Origin of the sequence: Tistrella arctica (assembly GCF_039630945.1) — a bacterium.
Classification (GTDB): Bacteria; Pseudomonadota; Alphaproteobacteria; order Tistrellales; family Tistrellaceae; genus Tistrella; species Tistrella bauzanensis.
In genome coordinates this window covers 15,413-32,179 of the sequence record NZ_JBBKTV010000004.1, presented here as the reverse complement: position 1 = coordinate 32,179, position 16,767 = coordinate 15,413, and the positions used below count along the sequence as shown (strand labels likewise).

Below are 16,767 nucleotides of genomic sequence, written 5' to 3'. Positions count from 1 at the left end.
CCGATCCTTAGAATTCGATCACCACTGAAGGCGCGTTGCGTCGTGCCTCGCCGTGGTACACAGCCTCGATGTTGTTGCCATCGGGGTCGAGCACGAACGCGGCGTAATATCCAGGATGATAGCGCCGTTCTCCTGGTGCCCCGTTATCTCGCCCGCCATGGGCCAGCGCCGCGCGATAGAATGCGTCCACTGTCGCATGATCTTTGGCTTGAAAGGCCAGGTGATGGCGCCCTGTCAGGGCTCCTAGTGCCGCCGGGCTTTCCGCCGAGGACACGACGAGTTCATCCGCCCAGAAATAGCCGTCGGTCGTGCCGATGACGGGGATCTCCAACACGGCCAACACCGCCGTATAGAAATCCTGGCTGGCCTCCAGATCGCGCACGACGAGCTGGATGTGGTCGATCAGCCGGCCACGATGCAGTCGGGTGGCGTCCATGTCGGTTCTCCCCGCAAAATGGGCTTATGGCGCTTTATCTTGAGCGGCGATGCGGATGATAACAGGCAGGCGCCTTGAAACGCGCCGTGTTTACCGACGGCTGATCGTCGCCAGGCGCGTGGCGCCGGCGCAAACGCATGGCGCGCGTGTGATATGGTCACGCGCGCCATGCCGGTATCCCTGCGGGCCTCAATGCACCAGTGCCGGCGCCTCGGCGGCGGTGGTGCGGCTGGTATGGCGGCGCAGGGCGAAGACCGCGGCCGAGGCCAGCAGGGCCGGGAGGACGGCGGCCATCACCACCGATCGCGCATCCCAGCCGGCGCCCAGCAGCAGGCCGCCGGCGACCGGGCCGATGATCGATCCGATCCGGCCCACGCCCAGCGCCCAGCCGACGCCGGTCGATCGGATCGCGGTCGGATAGATGCCCGCCGTCAGCGCGTTCATGCCGATCTGGGCGCCGACCACGCCGAAGCCGGCGAGGAAGGTCGCGGGCATCAGGATCCACAGATTGGATGCCCCTTGCGCCACGATCACGATGAACAGCGCCGAGGCGGCATAGGCGCTGCCAAGCACCAGATGCGGGTTGATCCGGTCGATCATCCGGCCCAGCGCGATGGCGCCGACCACGCCGCCAAGGTTGAGGATCGCGGTCGACAGGATGGCGATGCCGATCGGCAGGCCGGTGCCGCGCAGCAGCGATGGCAGCCAGCTCACCAGGAAATACATCACCAGCAGGTTCATGAAGAACGCCGCCCATAACAGCAGCGTCGTTCGCGCCCGGCCGTCCTGGAACAGCTTCGTCACCGGGAAACCGCGCGAGACCGGCTCGTTCAGCGCGAAGACATCATCGGGTGCCGGCCGGTGGGTGGGATCGAGCCGAACAAGGATGCGGTTGATCCGTGCGGCCGGCGCCCCGCGCGCCACCAGATAGCGCAGCGATTCCGGCAGCATGACCACCAGAACCGCCAGCACCACCAGCGGCGCGATGCCGCCCAGAATGAACACCGACCGCCAGCCGAACGCCTCGATCAACGGCGCGCTGGCCAGCCCGCCCAGGGTGGAGCCGAAGGGAAAGCCGCAAAACATGATCGTGACCAGCGTCGCCCGCAACCGTGCCGGCGCATATTCCGAAGTCAGCGCGATGATATTGGGCATGGCGCCGCCAAGCCCGACCCCGGTCAGGAAGCGATACAACAACAGGTCGTTGAAGCTGTCGGCCCAGGCCGTGACCAGCGAGAACACGCCGAACACCAGCATCGAGGCCAGGATGATGCTCTTGCGGCCGAAACGGTCGGCGGCCGGGCTCAACACGAACGCGCCCACCGTCAACCCGGCCAGACCGGCGCCGAAGATCGGGCCGAAGCTGGCCATGTTCATCTGCCAGTCTTCGGCGATCACCGGCGCCACATAGGCGATCGCCTGGGTGTCGAAGCCGTCGAGCAGGGCGATCAGCGCGCAGAGCGCGGTGATGGTGAACTGAAATGGTCCGAACCGCGCGCGTTCGATCGCGGTGACGATGTCGATGGCCGGTCTCCGGTCCATGACGATCCCTCCCCCATGTCTCGATATTGATCTTGATTGATCTTGATTGTTCTTTTTGCCGGCAATCGCTCGCGTCTGGGCCAGCGCGTCCGGAGGTGCGGCGCCCGGCTCAGCCGCCGGCTGCGGCCGCGCGGTACAGGCCCAGCTTCTCCTGTGCGGTGCGGTCGGAATAGCCGAACAGCACCAGATCGGTGGTGGCGCGCAGCGTCAGTTCGCGCCAGGACGGCACCACCAGGATGTCGCGGTCATCGAGGGTGAAGACCTCATCGTCGATCCGCGCCTCGCCGCGGCCCTCGACCACCACGAAAACCGTGCCATCGGTCGACCGCCGGGGCCGGGTCTCGAACCCCGCCGGCAGATGCCGGAGATGGGCCGAAATGGTCGGCATGATCGCGCCGCCATCGGCGGGGTTGAGGAATTCCAGCGCATGACCCAGCACCGGATCGGGCGCTTCGGCGGCGGCCAGATCGGCCAGCGCCGGCCGCCAGTCGGCATGGCGGTAATGGAACAGGGGTTGCCCCGCCGGCCGCCGGTCGGCGGTGCTGGCGCGCATCGGCCTGAGATTGCGGCCATAGCGCCGCTGGCTGTCGCCCGGCGGCACGGTTCCCGGATGGGCGGCCTGCGGCAGCCGTTCGGCGAAGCTGGCATCGAAATGGCGGATGGTCGGAATATCCAGCCCGTCGAGCCAGATCATCGGCCGGCCCGACGTATTGCCATGGTCATGCCATTGCCAGTTCGGGGTCAGCACCAGATCGAACGGCGCCATCACCGCCTTTTCGCCATCCACCGCGGTATAGGCGCCCTCACCCTCCATCACGAAGCGCAGGGCCGATTGGGTGTGGCGGTGGCAGGGCGCCACCTCTCCGGGCAGGATCAGTTGCAGCCCGGCATAGAGGCTGGTGGTGATGCCGGAGCTGCCGGCAAGCCCCGGATTTTCCAGGATCAGCACCCGCCGCTCCGCCGCTTCCGCGCTGATCAGGTCGCCGGCACGCAGCAGATAATCGCGGGCACCGGCATACTCCCACCGCCAGGCCAGGGCCGGCGATCGCGGCTGCGACGTCACCAGATCCGCCAGCACCTCCCATAACGGATACAGCGATTGTGGCCGCATCTCGTTATAAAGCTGCTGAAGCTGGGCCGCATTGTCGTTGCTCCGCGTCATACCCCGTCTCCTCCGCCGACCTCTCCTCCATCAACCTCTCCTCCGCCGGCCTCGACATACAGCATCCCGTCCTCCAGCTTCACCGGAAAACTGCGCACCGCCACGGTGCAGGGTGCGCCCGCCGGTGCGCCGGTGCGGACATCGAACAGCCCCTGATGCAGCGGGCATTCGATCAGATGGCCGTCGAGATAGCCGTCCGACAGAAAGGCGCGGCCATGGGTGCAGATATCGGCCGTGGCGTAATAGGCGCCGTCCACGTCATACAGCGCAATGCGATGGCCACCGGCCTCGGCGCAGGCAACCCCCTCGCCCGCCAGCGCCGCGGCCGGTATGGTCTTGATCCAACTCATGGTTCATGCCCTCAAGCTAGGTCTGGCTCAGGCGGGCCGGCTCAGGCGGGATAGATCAGGCTGTTGGGGATCATCTCGCTGTCGATCACCACCACCCGTTCGGCCAGCAGCAGGCCACCGGCCTGTTCCACCACCAGATCGTGACACACCGCCGACAGCACGATCTCGGACTGGCGGTCGATCAGGGTCTGCACCACCAGCAGATTGTGGCGGGTGCGGACCCCCCGGTCATCGACCGTCATCCGGATCGGGCCGGGAAACCGCCGGTAATAGCGCGGCGCATACATCTGGGTGGTGGTCAGCCCGGTGACCCGGTCCTGAAGCATGCCGCGGCTTTCGGCCTGCATCGTGCACAGGGTATAGCCGCGCTCGGCATTCTCGCGCGGGATCACCCGATACAGGCAGTCCACGGTGAAGAAATCCGGCCAGTCGGCCAGCCGCACATCGTCGAGCGTGTCGTAATAGGCGTCGTACAGGTCACGGACCCGGGCGCGCATATCGACCGCCGGTGCCGCATCGGTTGCGATCATGGTCACAGCCCCATCATCTCCCGCCAATAGCGATACATGCCGCGGATCGCGGTTTCGGTGACCATGTAATCGGTGGGCGCTATATCCCGGCCGCCCATGATCACCAGCGCATCCTCGTCGGGCACCGGAGAGAAGCCCTGCTGGCTCATCTCGATGATCTCGCCGTCATCGGCCGACACGAAGCCGGCCGGGCCGAACAGATTGGCCTGCCGGGTGCGCCGCAGCTTCATCTCGGGCGTGTCGTCGGCATAGCACCAATGGGTCCAGTGGAAGTCGAAGCCGCCGGGGCCGGTGGGCACGATCTGGCGCGCGGTCAGCGAATTGACCTGCTGCTGAAGGATCACGCTGGGAAACACCGTGATCATGCCCACGGTCTCGTCACCGGGGAATTCCTTCACCACGTCGAGAATACGTGGGTCCGCCAGTGTCAGATCGCCCTGGAAGTTGCGCATCCCGGCGGTGACGTCGTTCACCTCCTGCTCGCCCTTGCGGCTGATCAGGATGCCGTGGCGGCCGGTCTCGTCGATATCCACCGCCGATTTCTGATCGGCGCGGAACAGGCCGAAGGTCGCGAAGAACACATGCAGCAATCCCGCGTGATAGGGATCCTTGATGTTCTCCATCATCAGCTTCCAGTTCGCCGGAATGTGCTGGCGGTTATAGCCCAGCACCTCCAGCTTGCGGCCGTCATAGACCCTCGTGTAATGCGCCCAGAATTTCTCGCCCAGATAGTCGCGGAAGGGAGGCGTCTGGTCCGAGAAGGTCGCCCAGACCACGCCGTTGACCACCTCGACCCGCAACCGGCGCAGGCCGTGATTGGCGGGGTCGAAATCCTGCGGCATGCCACCCTGGCGCTTCACGCCCCGGCGGAACGGCACGCCGACCAGATTGCCGCGCAGGTCATAGGCCCATTGGTGATAGGGGCACAGCAGATCCTGGGTATGGCCCTGGCGCGCCTGGCAGAACTTCACGCCGCGATGCGCACAGCGATTCTCCACCACGCTGATCTCGTCTTCGGCGCTGCGAACCACGATCACCGGCCGCGCGCCCAGCGTGGTGGTCTTGAAGTCGCCGACCGCCGGAATTTCGGCCTCCAGCGCGCAATACAGCCAGTGCGGCCCATACCAGATGCGCTGAAGCTCGCGGTCATAGACCGCCTGATCGGTATAAACCCAATAGGGCACCTTGCCGGCGTCGTCGGTTCCCCAAGCCCGGCCGGCCCAAGCGTGATCCGTCTGCACGGTCATCCTCAGCCTCCCTCGCCCCGCCGCTGATGGCGCGGCTTGTTGCATATTGTGTTATTCGTTGTATACTGTGCGAATAACAGCCGTCAAGCCGGTTCGTGAGCCGGCAGATGCGGCCCCCCCAACGGACAGCCATCCCCCAAGGAGAAATCGATGACGGCAGGCGCGGTGATCATCGGTGCCGGACATGCCGGCGGGCGCGCGGCGCTGATGCTGGCCGAGGGCGGCTATAACGGCCCGGTGACCCTGATCGGGGCCGAAACCCTGCCGCCTTATGAGCGGCCGCCGCTGTCGAAAGACATGTTGAGCGACCCTGCCACATCACCGACCTGGCTGGCCGATCCCACGCGGTATCAGCAGGCCGGCATCCGTCTGGTTCTGGGCCACCAGGCCACCGCCATCGACCGGCGCGCCGCCCGCATCCGGCTGGACGACGGCACAGATCTGCCCTATGCGCATCTGGTGCTGGCAACCGGCAGCCGGCCCCGCCGCCTGCCCTTCACGCTCGACCGGCTGCACGACCTGCGCACGATCGACGACGTGACCGCGCTGTCGGCGCACGCGGCGCGGGCGCGTTCGGTGCTGATCGTCGGTGGCGGTGTGATCGGGCTGGAGGTCGCGGCCACACTGGCCACCAAGGGGCTGGCCGTCACCGTGGTCGAGATCGGCTCACGGCTGCTGGGGCGCAACTTCCCGGCGCCGGTCGCGGCCCTGATTGCCGCCCGCCATGCCACAGCCGGCGTGGCGATCCGCACCGCAACCCGGGTGCGCGCCCTGCACGAAGATACCGGCGGCATTCATGCCACCCTGTCGGATGGCAGCATTCTATCGGCCGATGTCGCGGTGGCCGGCATCGGCGTGGTGCCCGATAGCGGGCTGGCCCAGGCGGCGGGGCTGGCGGTCGATGACGGCATCGTGGTCGACCACCGGATGCGCAGCAGCGACCCGGCGATCTTCGCGATCGGCGATGTCGCGGCCCAGCCGGGGCCGATGGGCCGGGCGATGCGTTGCGAGACCTGGCAGAATGCCAATGTCACCGCCGCCCATGCGGTGGCGGCGATCCTTGGCGCCGCGCCGCCTGTGGCCGAGGCGCCGTGGTTCTGGACCGATCAGTATGATCTGAACGTTCAGCTTGCCGGCATCACCGGACCCGAGGCCGATGGCGCGCGGATCGTCGAGCAGCAGCCAGGGGCCCAAAACCAGGCGGCCATCGACGGCCGGCTGTTTCTGGTGCTCGACGGCAACCGGCTGATCGGTGCCGCCGCGGTGAATGCCGGGCGTGAGATGAGCATCTGCCGCCGGCTGGTCACGGCCGGCGCCATGCTGCCCGATGCGCTGATCGGCGCCGCCACCTTCGATGGCCGCGCCGCCCGCGCCGTCCTCAATCCCCGCCCGGCCAGCGCCCGCCTAGTCGATGCGTGATCGCGCGGGCGGTGTCGATCAACTGCGCGCGCGCCGCGTCGTCGCCGCTGGTGCCGAAATTCTGCGAGGCGATGACCGACAGCGCCAGCACCAGTTGCCCCTGAAGGTTGAACACCGGGGCGGCAAAGGCGCGCAGGCCCGGCGCCGTGGTGCCGTCGACCCAGGCCACCAGATCGCGGCGCACCTGCTGGCGCAGGGCATCGATATCCACCGGGCCGTCGCTGCGCTCGGCGACCAACTCGCGTTGCAGCAGGTCCGACACGAAACTCTCGTTCAGAAAGGCCAGGAAGATCCGGCCGGTGGCCGATTGGGTCAGCGACAGATGCGAGCCGATGGCCAGTGTGGTGTAGACCGGCGGGCTGCCCGGATACCAGCGGATGATGGTGGGGCCGCTATCGGCCCAGACCGCGATCAGCACCGTGCGGCCGGTGGCGGCAACCAGCGCCTCGGCGCCCTGCCCCGCCTGTTCGAACACATCGAGCCGGCCCATGGCGGCAAGCCCCAGCCTAAGTGCGCCGGTGTGCAGGTCATACAGCGCGGTCGCCGCATCCTGGCGCAGATAGCCGGCATTGACGAAGCTCGCCAGATAACGATGGGTCTGGCTGGTCGACTGGCCGGCGGCCCGCGCCACATCCGACAATGCCGCCGGGCGGCCCAGCCTGACCAGGGCATCGAGCACGCCCAGCCCGATTTCCACCGACTGGATGCCCTTGCGCCGCTCTCCGACGCCCGACCGCTCCACCACGCCCGACCGTTCAGCCATGCCGCCTGCTCCTGATGCCCGACCACCGATATCGGCCGGCACCATAGCCGGTCGGCACCGCCCCGACAATGAAGCCCACACCCGCCATAAGGGATATCGATGACCAGTTATGCTTTTCCGGCGCCGGCCTGGCCGGCAGCCCCGATCCAGGGTGACGCGCGCCTGTTTCCCATCCGGCGGATTTTCTGCGTCGGGCGCAATTACGAGGCCCATGCCCGCGAAATGGGGGTGGAGGTCGACCGCGAGGCGCCGTTCTATTTCACCAAATCGGCCCTGGCCTTTCAGCCATCGGGCACCACCGCTCCCTATCCGCCGGGCACGGCGAATTATCATTACGAGATGGAACTTGTGGTCGCCATCGGCCGTCCGGCCTTCCGGGTCGATGCGGCATCGGCGCTGGAGGCCGTGTTCGGCTATGCCTGCGGGCTCGACATGACCCGGCGCGACCTGCAACTGGCCGCCCGGGCGGTTCAGCGCCCGTGGGATCTGGGCAAGGATGTCGAGCAATCGGCGGTGCTGTCCGACATCGTGCCGGTCGCGACCTGCGGCCACCCCTCGGCCGGTGCCCTGGAGCTGCGGGTCAATGGCGTCACCCGCCAGTCGAGCGATCTCGGCCTGTTGATCTGGCCGGTGGCGCCGTTGATCGCCCATCTGTCGCGGTTCTATCATCTGGCGCCGGGCGACCTGATCTATACCGGCACGCCCGAAGGGGTCGGCGCCGTGGTGGCGGGCGACCGGATCGAGGGCTCGATCGCGGGCCTTGGCACCATCGCGCTCACCATCGGCGATCCGGAATAAGCGCCGCGCCAGCGGCCGCCGCTACCAGATCGCCGCCAGGATCACGATCACCACCAACGCCACCAGCCCGCCGATGAAGATGCGGCGGCGCTGGCGGGTGCGCAGGATGATCTCGCCCTGGCTGGTGTCCTCACCCGAATAAGCCGGCCGCGCGGCGGTCGGACTTTCCATCGCCGGATCGGCCGCGATCGGCGGCTCCTGCGCGGTGCCCGATGCGGTGCCGCGACGGGTGCCGGTGATGCTGGGCTCCACCATCTCCGGACGATCGGCCGGGCCGCCGGGCGTGGGGTCGGTCGGCTCGGGGCCGACCGGGCCGGGACCGAGCGGGCCGGGACCGAGCGGTGATGGCCCCGCCGGGTCGGCCGGATCGACCGGCTCCACCGGCCCCGGCGGATGCTGCGGCGCCCCACCGGCTGGCGTCGCCGCCGCTGCTGCCGGGCGCGGATCATCCATCGGCCGCGGCGTCGTCGACGGCTGCGGATCGGGCATCGGCCGCGCGGCCGCGCGGGGTTCGGGATCGTGACGGCGGTCGGTCTCGGAACGGGGATCGTCGGAACGGGGGTTGGGGCTCGCCATGGCGGGGCCTCCTCGATTGTCGGGTGCTTATGCCGACAACCCCTCCCCCGCCGATGGGTTCCGGCACGGCCACGGCCGCACGGACCGGCTCATGGCATGCCCTTTGCCCCCTCGTCCTGGCTGGCCGGTTCCGGCCGGAATTGCCGGGGCATGGCCTCAGCCCGTATCCCGCGGTTTGGGACCGCTTTAGCGTCTTCCCTATCAAAGACCGATAATGTTGCCGCTTGCTGCAACCACCGCCCACGCCCTGCGGCATGGGCGACAAGTCAGTCGGCCTCGGTGAAGAAATCCTCGTCCAGCCGCTTGACCGCGATCATCCGGCTGGTGCGCACGCCCACATCATGCTCGATCATCAGATCGGCCAGTTGGGCGCCGTCGATCAGCACGATCCGCTGCGGCAGATGGCGCACGAAGTCGCGGGCACCGCTTGAAAAGCTGGAGGTGGTGACAAACACGCCCTTGGTGGCGCCGAACCCGACCAGACTGCCAAGGAAGCCCTGCACATCGGGCCGCCCGACGCTGTTTTCCGGCGCATAGCGCTTTGCCTGGACATAGACCCGGTCCAGCCCCAGCCGGTCTTCATTGATCACGCCGTCGACGCCACGATCGCCGCTACGCCCAAGCCTGGTGGCGGCATCGGCATGCGACCCGCCATAGCCCATCGCCACCAGCAGGTCGATGATCACGCGTTCAAAGAAGTCGGGCGTGTTCAGCAGGATGCGCGCGATCAGATCGTCACGCAGCGCCGATTGCAGCGCCTGCCAGGCATTGTCGATCAGCTCTTCCGGCGTCTGGTCCTGCGGCGATGCTACCGCGCCGTCATCGACCGTCGCCGCCGGCTTGCCATAGAACGCCGCGAAGGCCGGATAGGCCTTCAGGCTGTGGGTATCGATCCGCTCAGGACGCGTCGCCAGCACGCGCAGCCCTTCCGGGGTGGCAATGAAGCGCCCTTTGCCCAGGGCCTCGATCAATCCGGCCCTGGTCAGATAGAATTTCGCCCAATGAAGGCGGTTGTGGATCACCCGCTGCCGGCCGCTCGGCAGCAGGGCTGCGCGTTCATCCGCGGTCAGCCCGAACTCATCGGCGATCTGGTCGACCACCGCCGCGACCCTGGCTTCCCCCTGGCCCGCGATCCGCAGCACCGGCAGCATCAGGGTCTGATAATCGGGGATCGGCATCAGGCGCATCCTTGGGTGTCACAACAGCGCCACGCAGGATAGCGGCAGCGGCCGGGAACACGCCACAAGATTGGGCGTGCCCGGCCGTGGTCGAGCCGCCTGCCTCAGGCAGCCGCCCCCGATGCCTTCAGCGCCGTGATCTCGCCGGCCGAGAAGCCCCAATCGGCGAGGCCCTGGTCGGTATGGCTGCCGGGGGCCGGCGGCGGGGTCGGCTGGTCCGGCACCGTGCGGCTGAAGCGCGGCGCCGGGCCCGGCTGAAGCACGCCGTCGATCTCGATGAAGGTGCCTCGGGCGCGGTTATGGGGGTGTTCGGGCGCCTCGAACATCGACAGCACCGGCGCGAAGCAGACATCGGTGCCTTCCATGATCGCGCACCACGCGTCGCGGGTCTTGGTGCGGATCACCTCGGCCAGTTTCGCCTTCAACGCCGGCCATTGCGCCTTGTCGTTCTGTGGCGCGAAGGTCTCGGGGTCGAGCCCGGCCAGCCGGACCAGTTCGGCATAGAATTGCGGCTCGATCGAGCCGATCGAGACATGAAGGCCGTCGGCGGTTTCATAGGTGTCATAGAAATGGGCGCCGCCATCGACCAGATTGGCCTCGCGGCGATCTTCCCAGCCACCGGCCGCCGCCATGCCATACATCATGGTCATCAGGCTGGCGGCACCGTCGATCATGGTGGCGTCAACCACCTGGCCCTGGCCGCTCCGGCGGGTTTCCAGCAGCGCCGAGACCAGCCCGAAGGCCAGATACAGCGCGCCGCCGCCGAAATCGCCCACCAGATTGAGCGGCGGCACCGGCTTGTCGGCACCGCCGATCGCATGCAGCGCGCCCGACATGGCGATGTAGTTGATGTCGTGGCCGGCCACCTTGGCCAGCGGCCCGGTCTGACCGAAGCCGGTCATGCGGCCATAGACCAGCTTCGGGTTGCGGGCAAGGCAGGCCTCGGGCCCCAGACCCAGCCGTTCCATCACCCCGGGGCGGAACCCTTCGGTCAGGATATCGGCGCTTTCCACCAGCTTCAGCACCGCGGCGATGCCCTCGGGCTTCTTCAGGTCGATCACCACCGACCGCTTGCCGCGATTGGTCAGGTCGAATTTCGGCTCGAACAGCCCGCTGCCGGTCGACCGTTCGATGCGCAGCACATCGGCGCCCATATCCGCCAGCAGCATGGCACAGAACGGCCCCGGCCCCAGCCCTGCGATCTCGACGACCCTGATCCCCTGAAGCGGACCCATATGATATCTCCCTGTCGGTTGCGGCCCTGGCGGTTGTGGCGCGCCGGCTGGCCGGTGCGTATGATTGAAGCGATCGGGCCGATCCGCAACCGGTTTTTGACCGGTGGGTATTGATGTATCCGTCGGGTCAGCCCCCTGACCACAAAGAATAGCGGGGGATGTCGCGCGCTGCCCACGCGCTCCGCTGGGCCGGCAGCCTGTCCCGGAAATCCGGACGGCACTGCGACCGGTTGACAACCACCCCTGGAAAGACAGGCGCCACAGCACTCTTCCGCAGATGATCAGGCAAGGAATGCGGCGGCACTTCCAAGGGCCTCCACACGCATGACGACGTCTTCATAATCGCGGTCGCCTCCGCCAGTCAGATCCTCAAATCCAATCAGAATTGCCTTGCCACCTGCCTCGACCCCCGACAGAACGTGCCGAACGCCATCATTGTTCAGCGCATCTGCCGTGGTCTGAAAAACCGCATGATCAACTGTCGCACCATTGGCCGAGAGCATGATATCCCGCACCCCATCGATATTGGCAGATCGTCCTGTCGCATCGACAAGACGCAGAACGGCATCATCCGCCAATCCTTCGGCGAATCCAGCACCGTTCTGCAGAATGAAAAAACCCAGTTGGTGACCTCTGTCGACATCCGTTATCAGGAACGATTCGTCCATCGCCGTTTTTGTATTCGCGGCCAGAAGTCGGGCATCAACCAGATCGCCGACCGTATTGACTTCGTAGACGCCGAGGGCGTTGTCATAGTCTGCGACACCGATATCAAGCAAGCTGACGGTAAAGTCAGTCTTGCCATCGCCTGTCAGAAAATCGGGATTAATGACACCATTAACAGAAGTCGTATCCACAGCCTGACGATCCGTCAGCATCGGTAGAAACCGTTCAAACGTGATCGTCGTCTGTGCCTCACCGGCCACCGCCATGAAGTCGCCAGACGTAAAATCGCCCGCCATCATCCATGACGCCTCCGTGCCATTCTCCACAGCAAACCGGCTGTCGTCAGCATTGAATTCCATCAGCTCGCGCGAGACAGTATGGCCGGTCAGGACCAGAGAATCGCCGCTTGAAAAGTCCGTGATCGTGTCGCCGGTGATGGAGGCCAGAGTCGCCTCGATGATATCCTTTCCGAAGCCCAGCGTTATGGTATCGACACCTGTCCCTGGACGAATCTGATCATCACCAGCCCCGCCATCAAAGATGTCCTCGCCCCGAAATCCAATAAGCCGGTCATTTCCATCTCCTCCCGACAATATATCAGCATCGTCGCTAAGTATTGCGACAGAAAATTCCGTTCGTCCGACACCATTCACATCCAGAACAAATGTCTCATATCCGATATTGTTGCTTGCATCTATGTCTACCTGAAAAACATATGTCGCGGCCTCTACATCGTGATAAGAACTAATAGGAAGAGATGCATAATCCAGTTCATCACCAATAATTGATGCCACGAGATCAAATGATCTATCGATCTCAGAATGAGTATCGACCTCAAAAACGATATCCGTAAGATCGAAATCAATATCATCCTCAATTCCGAAAGAAATACTGCCTGCCGTCTCGTCAATAAAATAACGGGTTCGATTCAATCCATCAATGTTGAGGGAATCCCGCGCCATATGAATGATATCGGCACGGTTACGAACAACCCCATCCTCAATCAATACTGGTGGCACATCATCAAATACAGTTGCAACGCACCCCGTAATCGGATTGACAAACGACAAGGAGCCATCAAGGGCACCATAGGTGGAAAATCCGTCGGCGATGAGAAAGAATCCGAGTTCTGCGCCCTCGGCAATCAGTCCGGCGTCGACCACATCACCACTGGTCAGCGGATTCAGAGAAGCATCATCGAACAGGATCTTGACGTCGCTGATCTGGCCATCCGGCATGACGATGTAAGAGCCGAATGTATTTCTGAACCCGGCCGTTTCATCAACGAACCGGACGGTCGCTGTCTTCTCGCCATCGCCCTGAAGATTTTGACGCCCGATCAGGTTATCGAGGGCGTCATCCAGTGTAATCGCAATGTCCAGACGCGCTGTCTCTCCCTCGCGAATATAGACTTCGACCGCCGTGGCAGAAAGCGTCGACGAGCCGCCATGATAGCCGACACGATAGGGTTCCCCGTCGGCAAGCTGGGGGCCCGCACCCGCCGTATCGCCCTGAAGAACGTCGTCTCCTGCGCCACCATCAAGCCGATCATCGCCCAGCAGACCCTGTAATATGTCGTCTCCATCACCACCCAGGATAACGTCGTGACCGCTCGTGCCGTTCAACTGATTGTCGTCATCATCGCCCAATTGGGGCGCAAGGCTCAGGCGGCCTGTCGCATCGGCCTGAGTGACAGCCCCCTCCGGATTGATCATCTCGCGCTCATAGTCACTCATGCCGTCATGCATGTCGGTGCAGATCGGAATGATGACGTCAGCCGTCCCGTTCCCCCCGCCGCTCACATCCACATCACTTGAAACCGTCGGCAGGCTGACCGGCGCTTCAGCAGGACTGTCGGCGTCGCCAAGCGCCTTGCGCGCCTCATCACCAAGTGCCGCAACGATGTCCTGTCGGGTCAGGACAGTTCCGTCATCAAAAGTGATGGCCTCAATCTGGTCGGCACCGCCATCCTCAAGTGCGCCGACAAAGATATTGAGGCTGCCATCACTCAGATTGCGGACGAGAAGGTTGTCAGCTTCGATCGGCGAAAAGACGAACCTGATATCGTCGGGCGAGAAGCCCGTGATGACGATACGATCATACTCATTCGCCTGCCCCTGGTCCTGATAGACGTCACTGCCACCGAACGGCGCGATCACATAAGTGTCGGTGCCAATCCCGCCTGAGATGATATCGGGGCCGGCACCGCCGGAGATGATGTCATCTCCAGCACCCCCGAATATCCGGTCACTTTTTCCACCACCGATGATCGTGTCGTCGCCGGCAAGCGCATTGATGATGGTGACCTGTCCATCACCGACCTCAATGGTGTCGTTCTCATGGGTACCGGCGATCCCCTTGTTGATGCGCCAGTCATTGCGCTCACCGCTGGTGCCGCCCGATTGAGCATCGTCCGTCGCGTCGCCATCATCACTGGCGGTGTCACCCGCGGACATATCCCTGGCCTGATCGATGTATTCCATAATCAACGCCGGGCTCGCCCGATAGGCAATCTTGTCGCTTTCATTGATGTCGGGCAGCCAGTCCGGATAGGCATGCTGAATGACACACCGCTCAACCTCACTTGCAAAGGTCAACGAGAAATCAAGCGCAACCATTACTGCCGCAGAGTTATTAATTATGTTGATAAATCTGGCGTAACTTGCTGCTGGACCGCCTTGTATATCCAATGCGGACTGTATTTGCCCTAAAGATTTCCCTAAGTCATACATGAAGTCCGCGGTAAAATCGGAGTCCTCACTGGGAAATCTGGCATATTGACGCCAATCCGCACCGATCGCAGGCACAACGCCTGGAAGAAATGTCGGAAATTGCGTCAGATTATATGAATTCCAGTGGATGATCGCGCAACCGATCTGATAGCCGAGAAGCACGCCGTCATTCGTGGTTTGGCCAGCCATCTTCCCCCCGTCCCGTCTGGTGTTTTTTCATAACCAGATTACTCGAAGTCCCTCCAATGTGACTATTTTCGTCCGATAAAATAATCGGTGTGTCATCTATATGCATGACATCTTTTTGCCATGCCTTCCCATGGCCTGCCGACGATACGCGCTACGGCATGAAGGGAAGGGCCGGCCGACAAGATCACAGTGTCAATTCTCCTATTGAATAGCTCTATTGATAAAGGCACCATAGCGTGCAACGGCGCCGGTCGAGCTGCCGAACTGGAGGAAGCATGTCTGACGTTTCGCCCATACCGGGGCAGGCCGCGCTGGCTGCCCGCGCCGATTGTGTGCTGCCCGATCTGCTGGACCGATGGGCCGCCGGCTGCCCGGAGCGGCCATTCGCGGTGTTTCCCGACGGCGCGCAGTGGAGCTATGGCGAGATGCGCGGCCGCGTGCGGCGGATGGCGGCCGCGCTGCAGGCGCTGGGGGTCGGGCCGGGCGATCCCGTCGTGGTCTGGCTGCCCAATGGCGGGCTGTGCCTGACCGCGTGGTTCGCGATCAATTACGCCGGCGCCGTCTATGTGCCGATCAACACCGCCTATCGGGGCGGGATTCTTGAGCATGTGATCCGGGTTTCGAGCGCCCGGCTGATGATCACCATCGGGCAGTTGGCCCAGCGGCTGGCGATCATCGACCGCAGCCGGATCGACAGCGTGATCGTGGCCGATGCCGCCGATGATGTCGCCGCCATCGTCGCGATGCCGGCGCTGGACGGTATCGCCTGGCGCGGCGGCCCCGCGCTGGACAGTGCCGCCGATCCCACGCCCCTGTCTGTGTCGGTGGAGCCCTGGGACACCCAGAGCGTCATCTACACCTCCGGCACCACCGGCCCGTCGAAGGGGGTGCTGTCGAGCTATGCCCATCTGCATGCCATGGGCACGTCGCTGATCGCCGATCCGCGCCGCGTGCCCTATCTGGGACCGGATGACCGGTTCATGATCAACCTGCCGCTGTTCCATGTCGGCGGCACCGCGCCGGTCTATGCCATGCTGGCGCGTGGCGGCGCCGTGGTGCTGGTCGACGGTTTCGATACCAGGCGCTTCTGGCAGGTGGTGGATGCCACCGGCACCACCGCGGTCATCCTGCTGGGGGTGATGGCGGCGTTTCTGCTGAAGGACAGCCATCGCGGCGACGCGCAGGGCAGCCCCCTCGCCCATGTCATCGCCATCCCGTTGACCGAGGATGGCATCGCCTTCCGCCGGCGTTTCGGCGTCACCCTGCACACCCTGTTCAACATGAGCGAGGTGTCGTGCCCGCTGGTCGCCGAGGACAACCCGACCGTGATTGCCAGTTGCGGCCGCCCGCGCGACGGCGTCACCGTGCAACTGGTCGATGCCCATGACCGCGCGGTCGCACCGGGCGAGACCGGCGAACTGGTCATCCGCACCGATCTGCCCTGGCAGTTGACCCATGGCTATCAGAGCAATCCCGATGCCACCGCCGCCGTCTGGCGCAATGGCTGGTTCCACACCGGCGATGCCTTCCGGGTGGATGGCGACGGCAATTATTTCTTCGTCGACCGGTTCAAGGATTCCATCCGCCGGCGGGGCGAGAACGTGTCGTCCTTCGAGGTCGAGGCCGAGATCTGCGCCCATCCGGCGGTGCGCGAGGCCGCCGTGGTCGCGGTGCCGGCGGCAGAGAGCGAGGACGAGATCCTGGTCGCGGTGTCGCTGGCCGATGGCGCCACCCTCTCACCCCAGGAGTTGATCGAGCATCTGCGCCCGCGCATGGCCCACTTCATGATCCCGCGCTATGTCCGTATGCTGGCGAACCTGCCGAAGACGCCGACCAACAAGGTCGAGAAGTACCTGATCCGCAAAGACGGCGTCACGGCGGATACCTGGGATCGCGATGCCGCCGGCATCGTGGTGAAACGCGAAAAGATCGGGCATACCTGAC

Annotated in this window: 14 protein-coding genes; 3 read left to right on the top strand and 11 right to left on the bottom strand. The window is 64.7% G+C overall.

Features of this window, described 5'->3' with window-relative positions:
* Nucleotides 1-7: 7 nt before the first annotated feature.
* From WG924_RS09750 to WG924_RS09725, 6 genes are all read right to left on the bottom strand, one after another.
* Nucleotides 8-436: a VOC family protein gene (locus WG924_RS09750; RefSeq protein WP_345932837.1), complete on the bottom strand. Its 429-nt coding sequence runs from the start codon at nt 434-436 to the stop codon at nt 8-10.
* Between the two features lie 189 nt (nt 437-625).
* Nucleotides 626-1,978: an MFS transporter gene (locus WG924_RS09745; protein ID WP_345932836.1), complete on the bottom strand. Its 1,353-nt coding sequence runs from the start codon at nt 1,976-1,978 to the stop codon at nt 626-628.
* 109 nt (nt 1,979-2,087) lie between these two features.
* On the bottom strand, nt 2,088-3,140 hold the full coding sequence (gene gtdA, locus WG924_RS09740) for a gentisate 1,2-dioxygenase (RefSeq protein WP_345932835.1): 1,053 nt from the start codon (nt 3,138-3,140) through the stop codon (nt 2,088-2,090).
* Nucleotides 3,137-3,490, bottom strand: a complete 354-nt coding sequence (locus WG924_RS09735) for a non-heme iron oxygenase ferredoxin subunit (RefSeq protein WP_345932834.1) — start codon at nt 3,488-3,490, stop codon at nt 3,137-3,139. Before WG924_RS09735 ends, gtdA begins: the two co-directional genes overlap by 4 nt.
* Before the next feature lie 41 nt (nt 3,491-3,531).
* Complete coding sequence (locus WG924_RS09730; RefSeq protein ID WP_188580926.1) at nt 3,532-4,020, bottom strand: aromatic-ring-hydroxylating dioxygenase subunit beta; 489 nt, start codon at nt 4,018-4,020, stop codon at nt 3,532-3,534.
* Between the two features lie 2 nt (nt 4,021-4,022).
* The gene (locus tag WG924_RS09725; RefSeq protein WP_345932833.1) at nt 4,023-5,267 is read right to left on the bottom strand and encodes an aromatic ring-hydroxylating dioxygenase subunit alpha; all 1,245 of its coding nucleotides are present in this window, start codon (nt 5,265-5,267) and stop codon (nt 4,023-4,025) included.
* Between the two features lie 150 nt (nt 5,268-5,417).
* On the opposite strand from WG924_RS09725, the gene WG924_RS09720 reads away from it, so the two are divergent.
* Nucleotides 5,418-6,686 carry an NAD(P)/FAD-dependent oxidoreductase gene (locus WG924_RS09720; protein ID WP_345932832.1) on the top strand — a complete coding sequence of 423 codons (1,269 nt, stop codon included), beginning with the start codon at nt 5,418-5,420 and terminating at the stop codon, nt 6,684-6,686.
* Here the strand turns inward: WG924_RS09720 and WG924_RS09715 are convergent.
* Nucleotides 6,646-7,449, bottom strand: a complete 804-nt coding sequence (locus WG924_RS09715; RefSeq protein WP_345932831.1) for an IclR family transcriptional regulator — start codon at nt 7,447-7,449, stop codon at nt 6,646-6,648. The two genes, WG924_RS09720 and WG924_RS09715, sit on opposite strands and share 41 nt — an antisense overlap.
* A 99-nt stretch (nt 7,450-7,548) precedes the next feature.
* Here WG924_RS09715 and WG924_RS09710 point away from each other — a divergent pair, with 99 nt between their 5' ends.
* Nucleotides 7,549-8,247 (top strand): fumarylacetoacetate hydrolase family protein, encoded by a 699-nt coding sequence (locus WG924_RS09710; protein WP_345932830.1) that lies wholly within the window; start codon nt 7,549-7,551, stop codon nt 8,245-8,247.
* A 21-nt stretch (nt 8,248-8,268) separates the two neighbouring features.
* On the opposite strand, the gene WG924_RS09705 is transcribed toward WG924_RS09710, so the two are convergent.
* The 4 genes from WG924_RS09705 to WG924_RS09690 all read right to left on the bottom strand — a co-directional run bounded on the left by WG924_RS09705 (nt 8,269) and on the right by WG924_RS09690 (nt 14,823).
* A complete protein-coding gene (locus WG924_RS09705; protein WP_345932829.1) occupies nt 8,269-8,823 on the bottom strand; it encodes a hypothetical protein in 555 nt (184 codons plus the stop codon).
* Nucleotides 8,824-9,089: 266 nt separating this feature from the next.
* Nucleotides 9,090-10,001, bottom strand: coding sequence for a restriction endonuclease (locus WG924_RS09700; RefSeq protein ID WP_345932828.1), 912 nt, complete (start codon nt 9,999-10,001; stop codon nt 9,090-9,092).
* 104 nt (nt 10,002-10,105) lie between these two features.
* Nucleotides 10,106-11,236 carry a CaiB/BaiF CoA transferase family protein gene (locus tag WG924_RS09695; protein WP_345932827.1) on the bottom strand — a complete coding sequence of 377 codons (1,131 nt, stop codon included), beginning with the start codon at nt 11,234-11,236 and terminating at the stop codon, nt 10,106-10,108.
* A gap of 281 nt (nt 11,237-11,517) precedes the next feature.
* On the bottom strand, nt 11,518-14,823 hold the full coding sequence (locus tag WG924_RS09690) for a DUF4114 domain-containing protein (RefSeq protein WP_345932826.1): 3,306 nt from the start codon (nt 14,821-14,823) through the stop codon (nt 11,518-11,520).
* Nucleotides 14,824-15,098: 275 nt separating this feature from the next.
* On the opposite strand from WG924_RS09690, the gene WG924_RS09685 reads away from it, so the two are divergent.
* On the top strand, nt 15,099-16,766 hold the full coding sequence (locus WG924_RS09685) for an AMP-binding protein (RefSeq protein ID WP_345932825.1): 1,668 nt from the start codon (nt 15,099-15,101) through the stop codon (nt 16,764-16,766).
* The last annotated feature ends 1 nt before the right edge of the window (nt 16,767 follow it).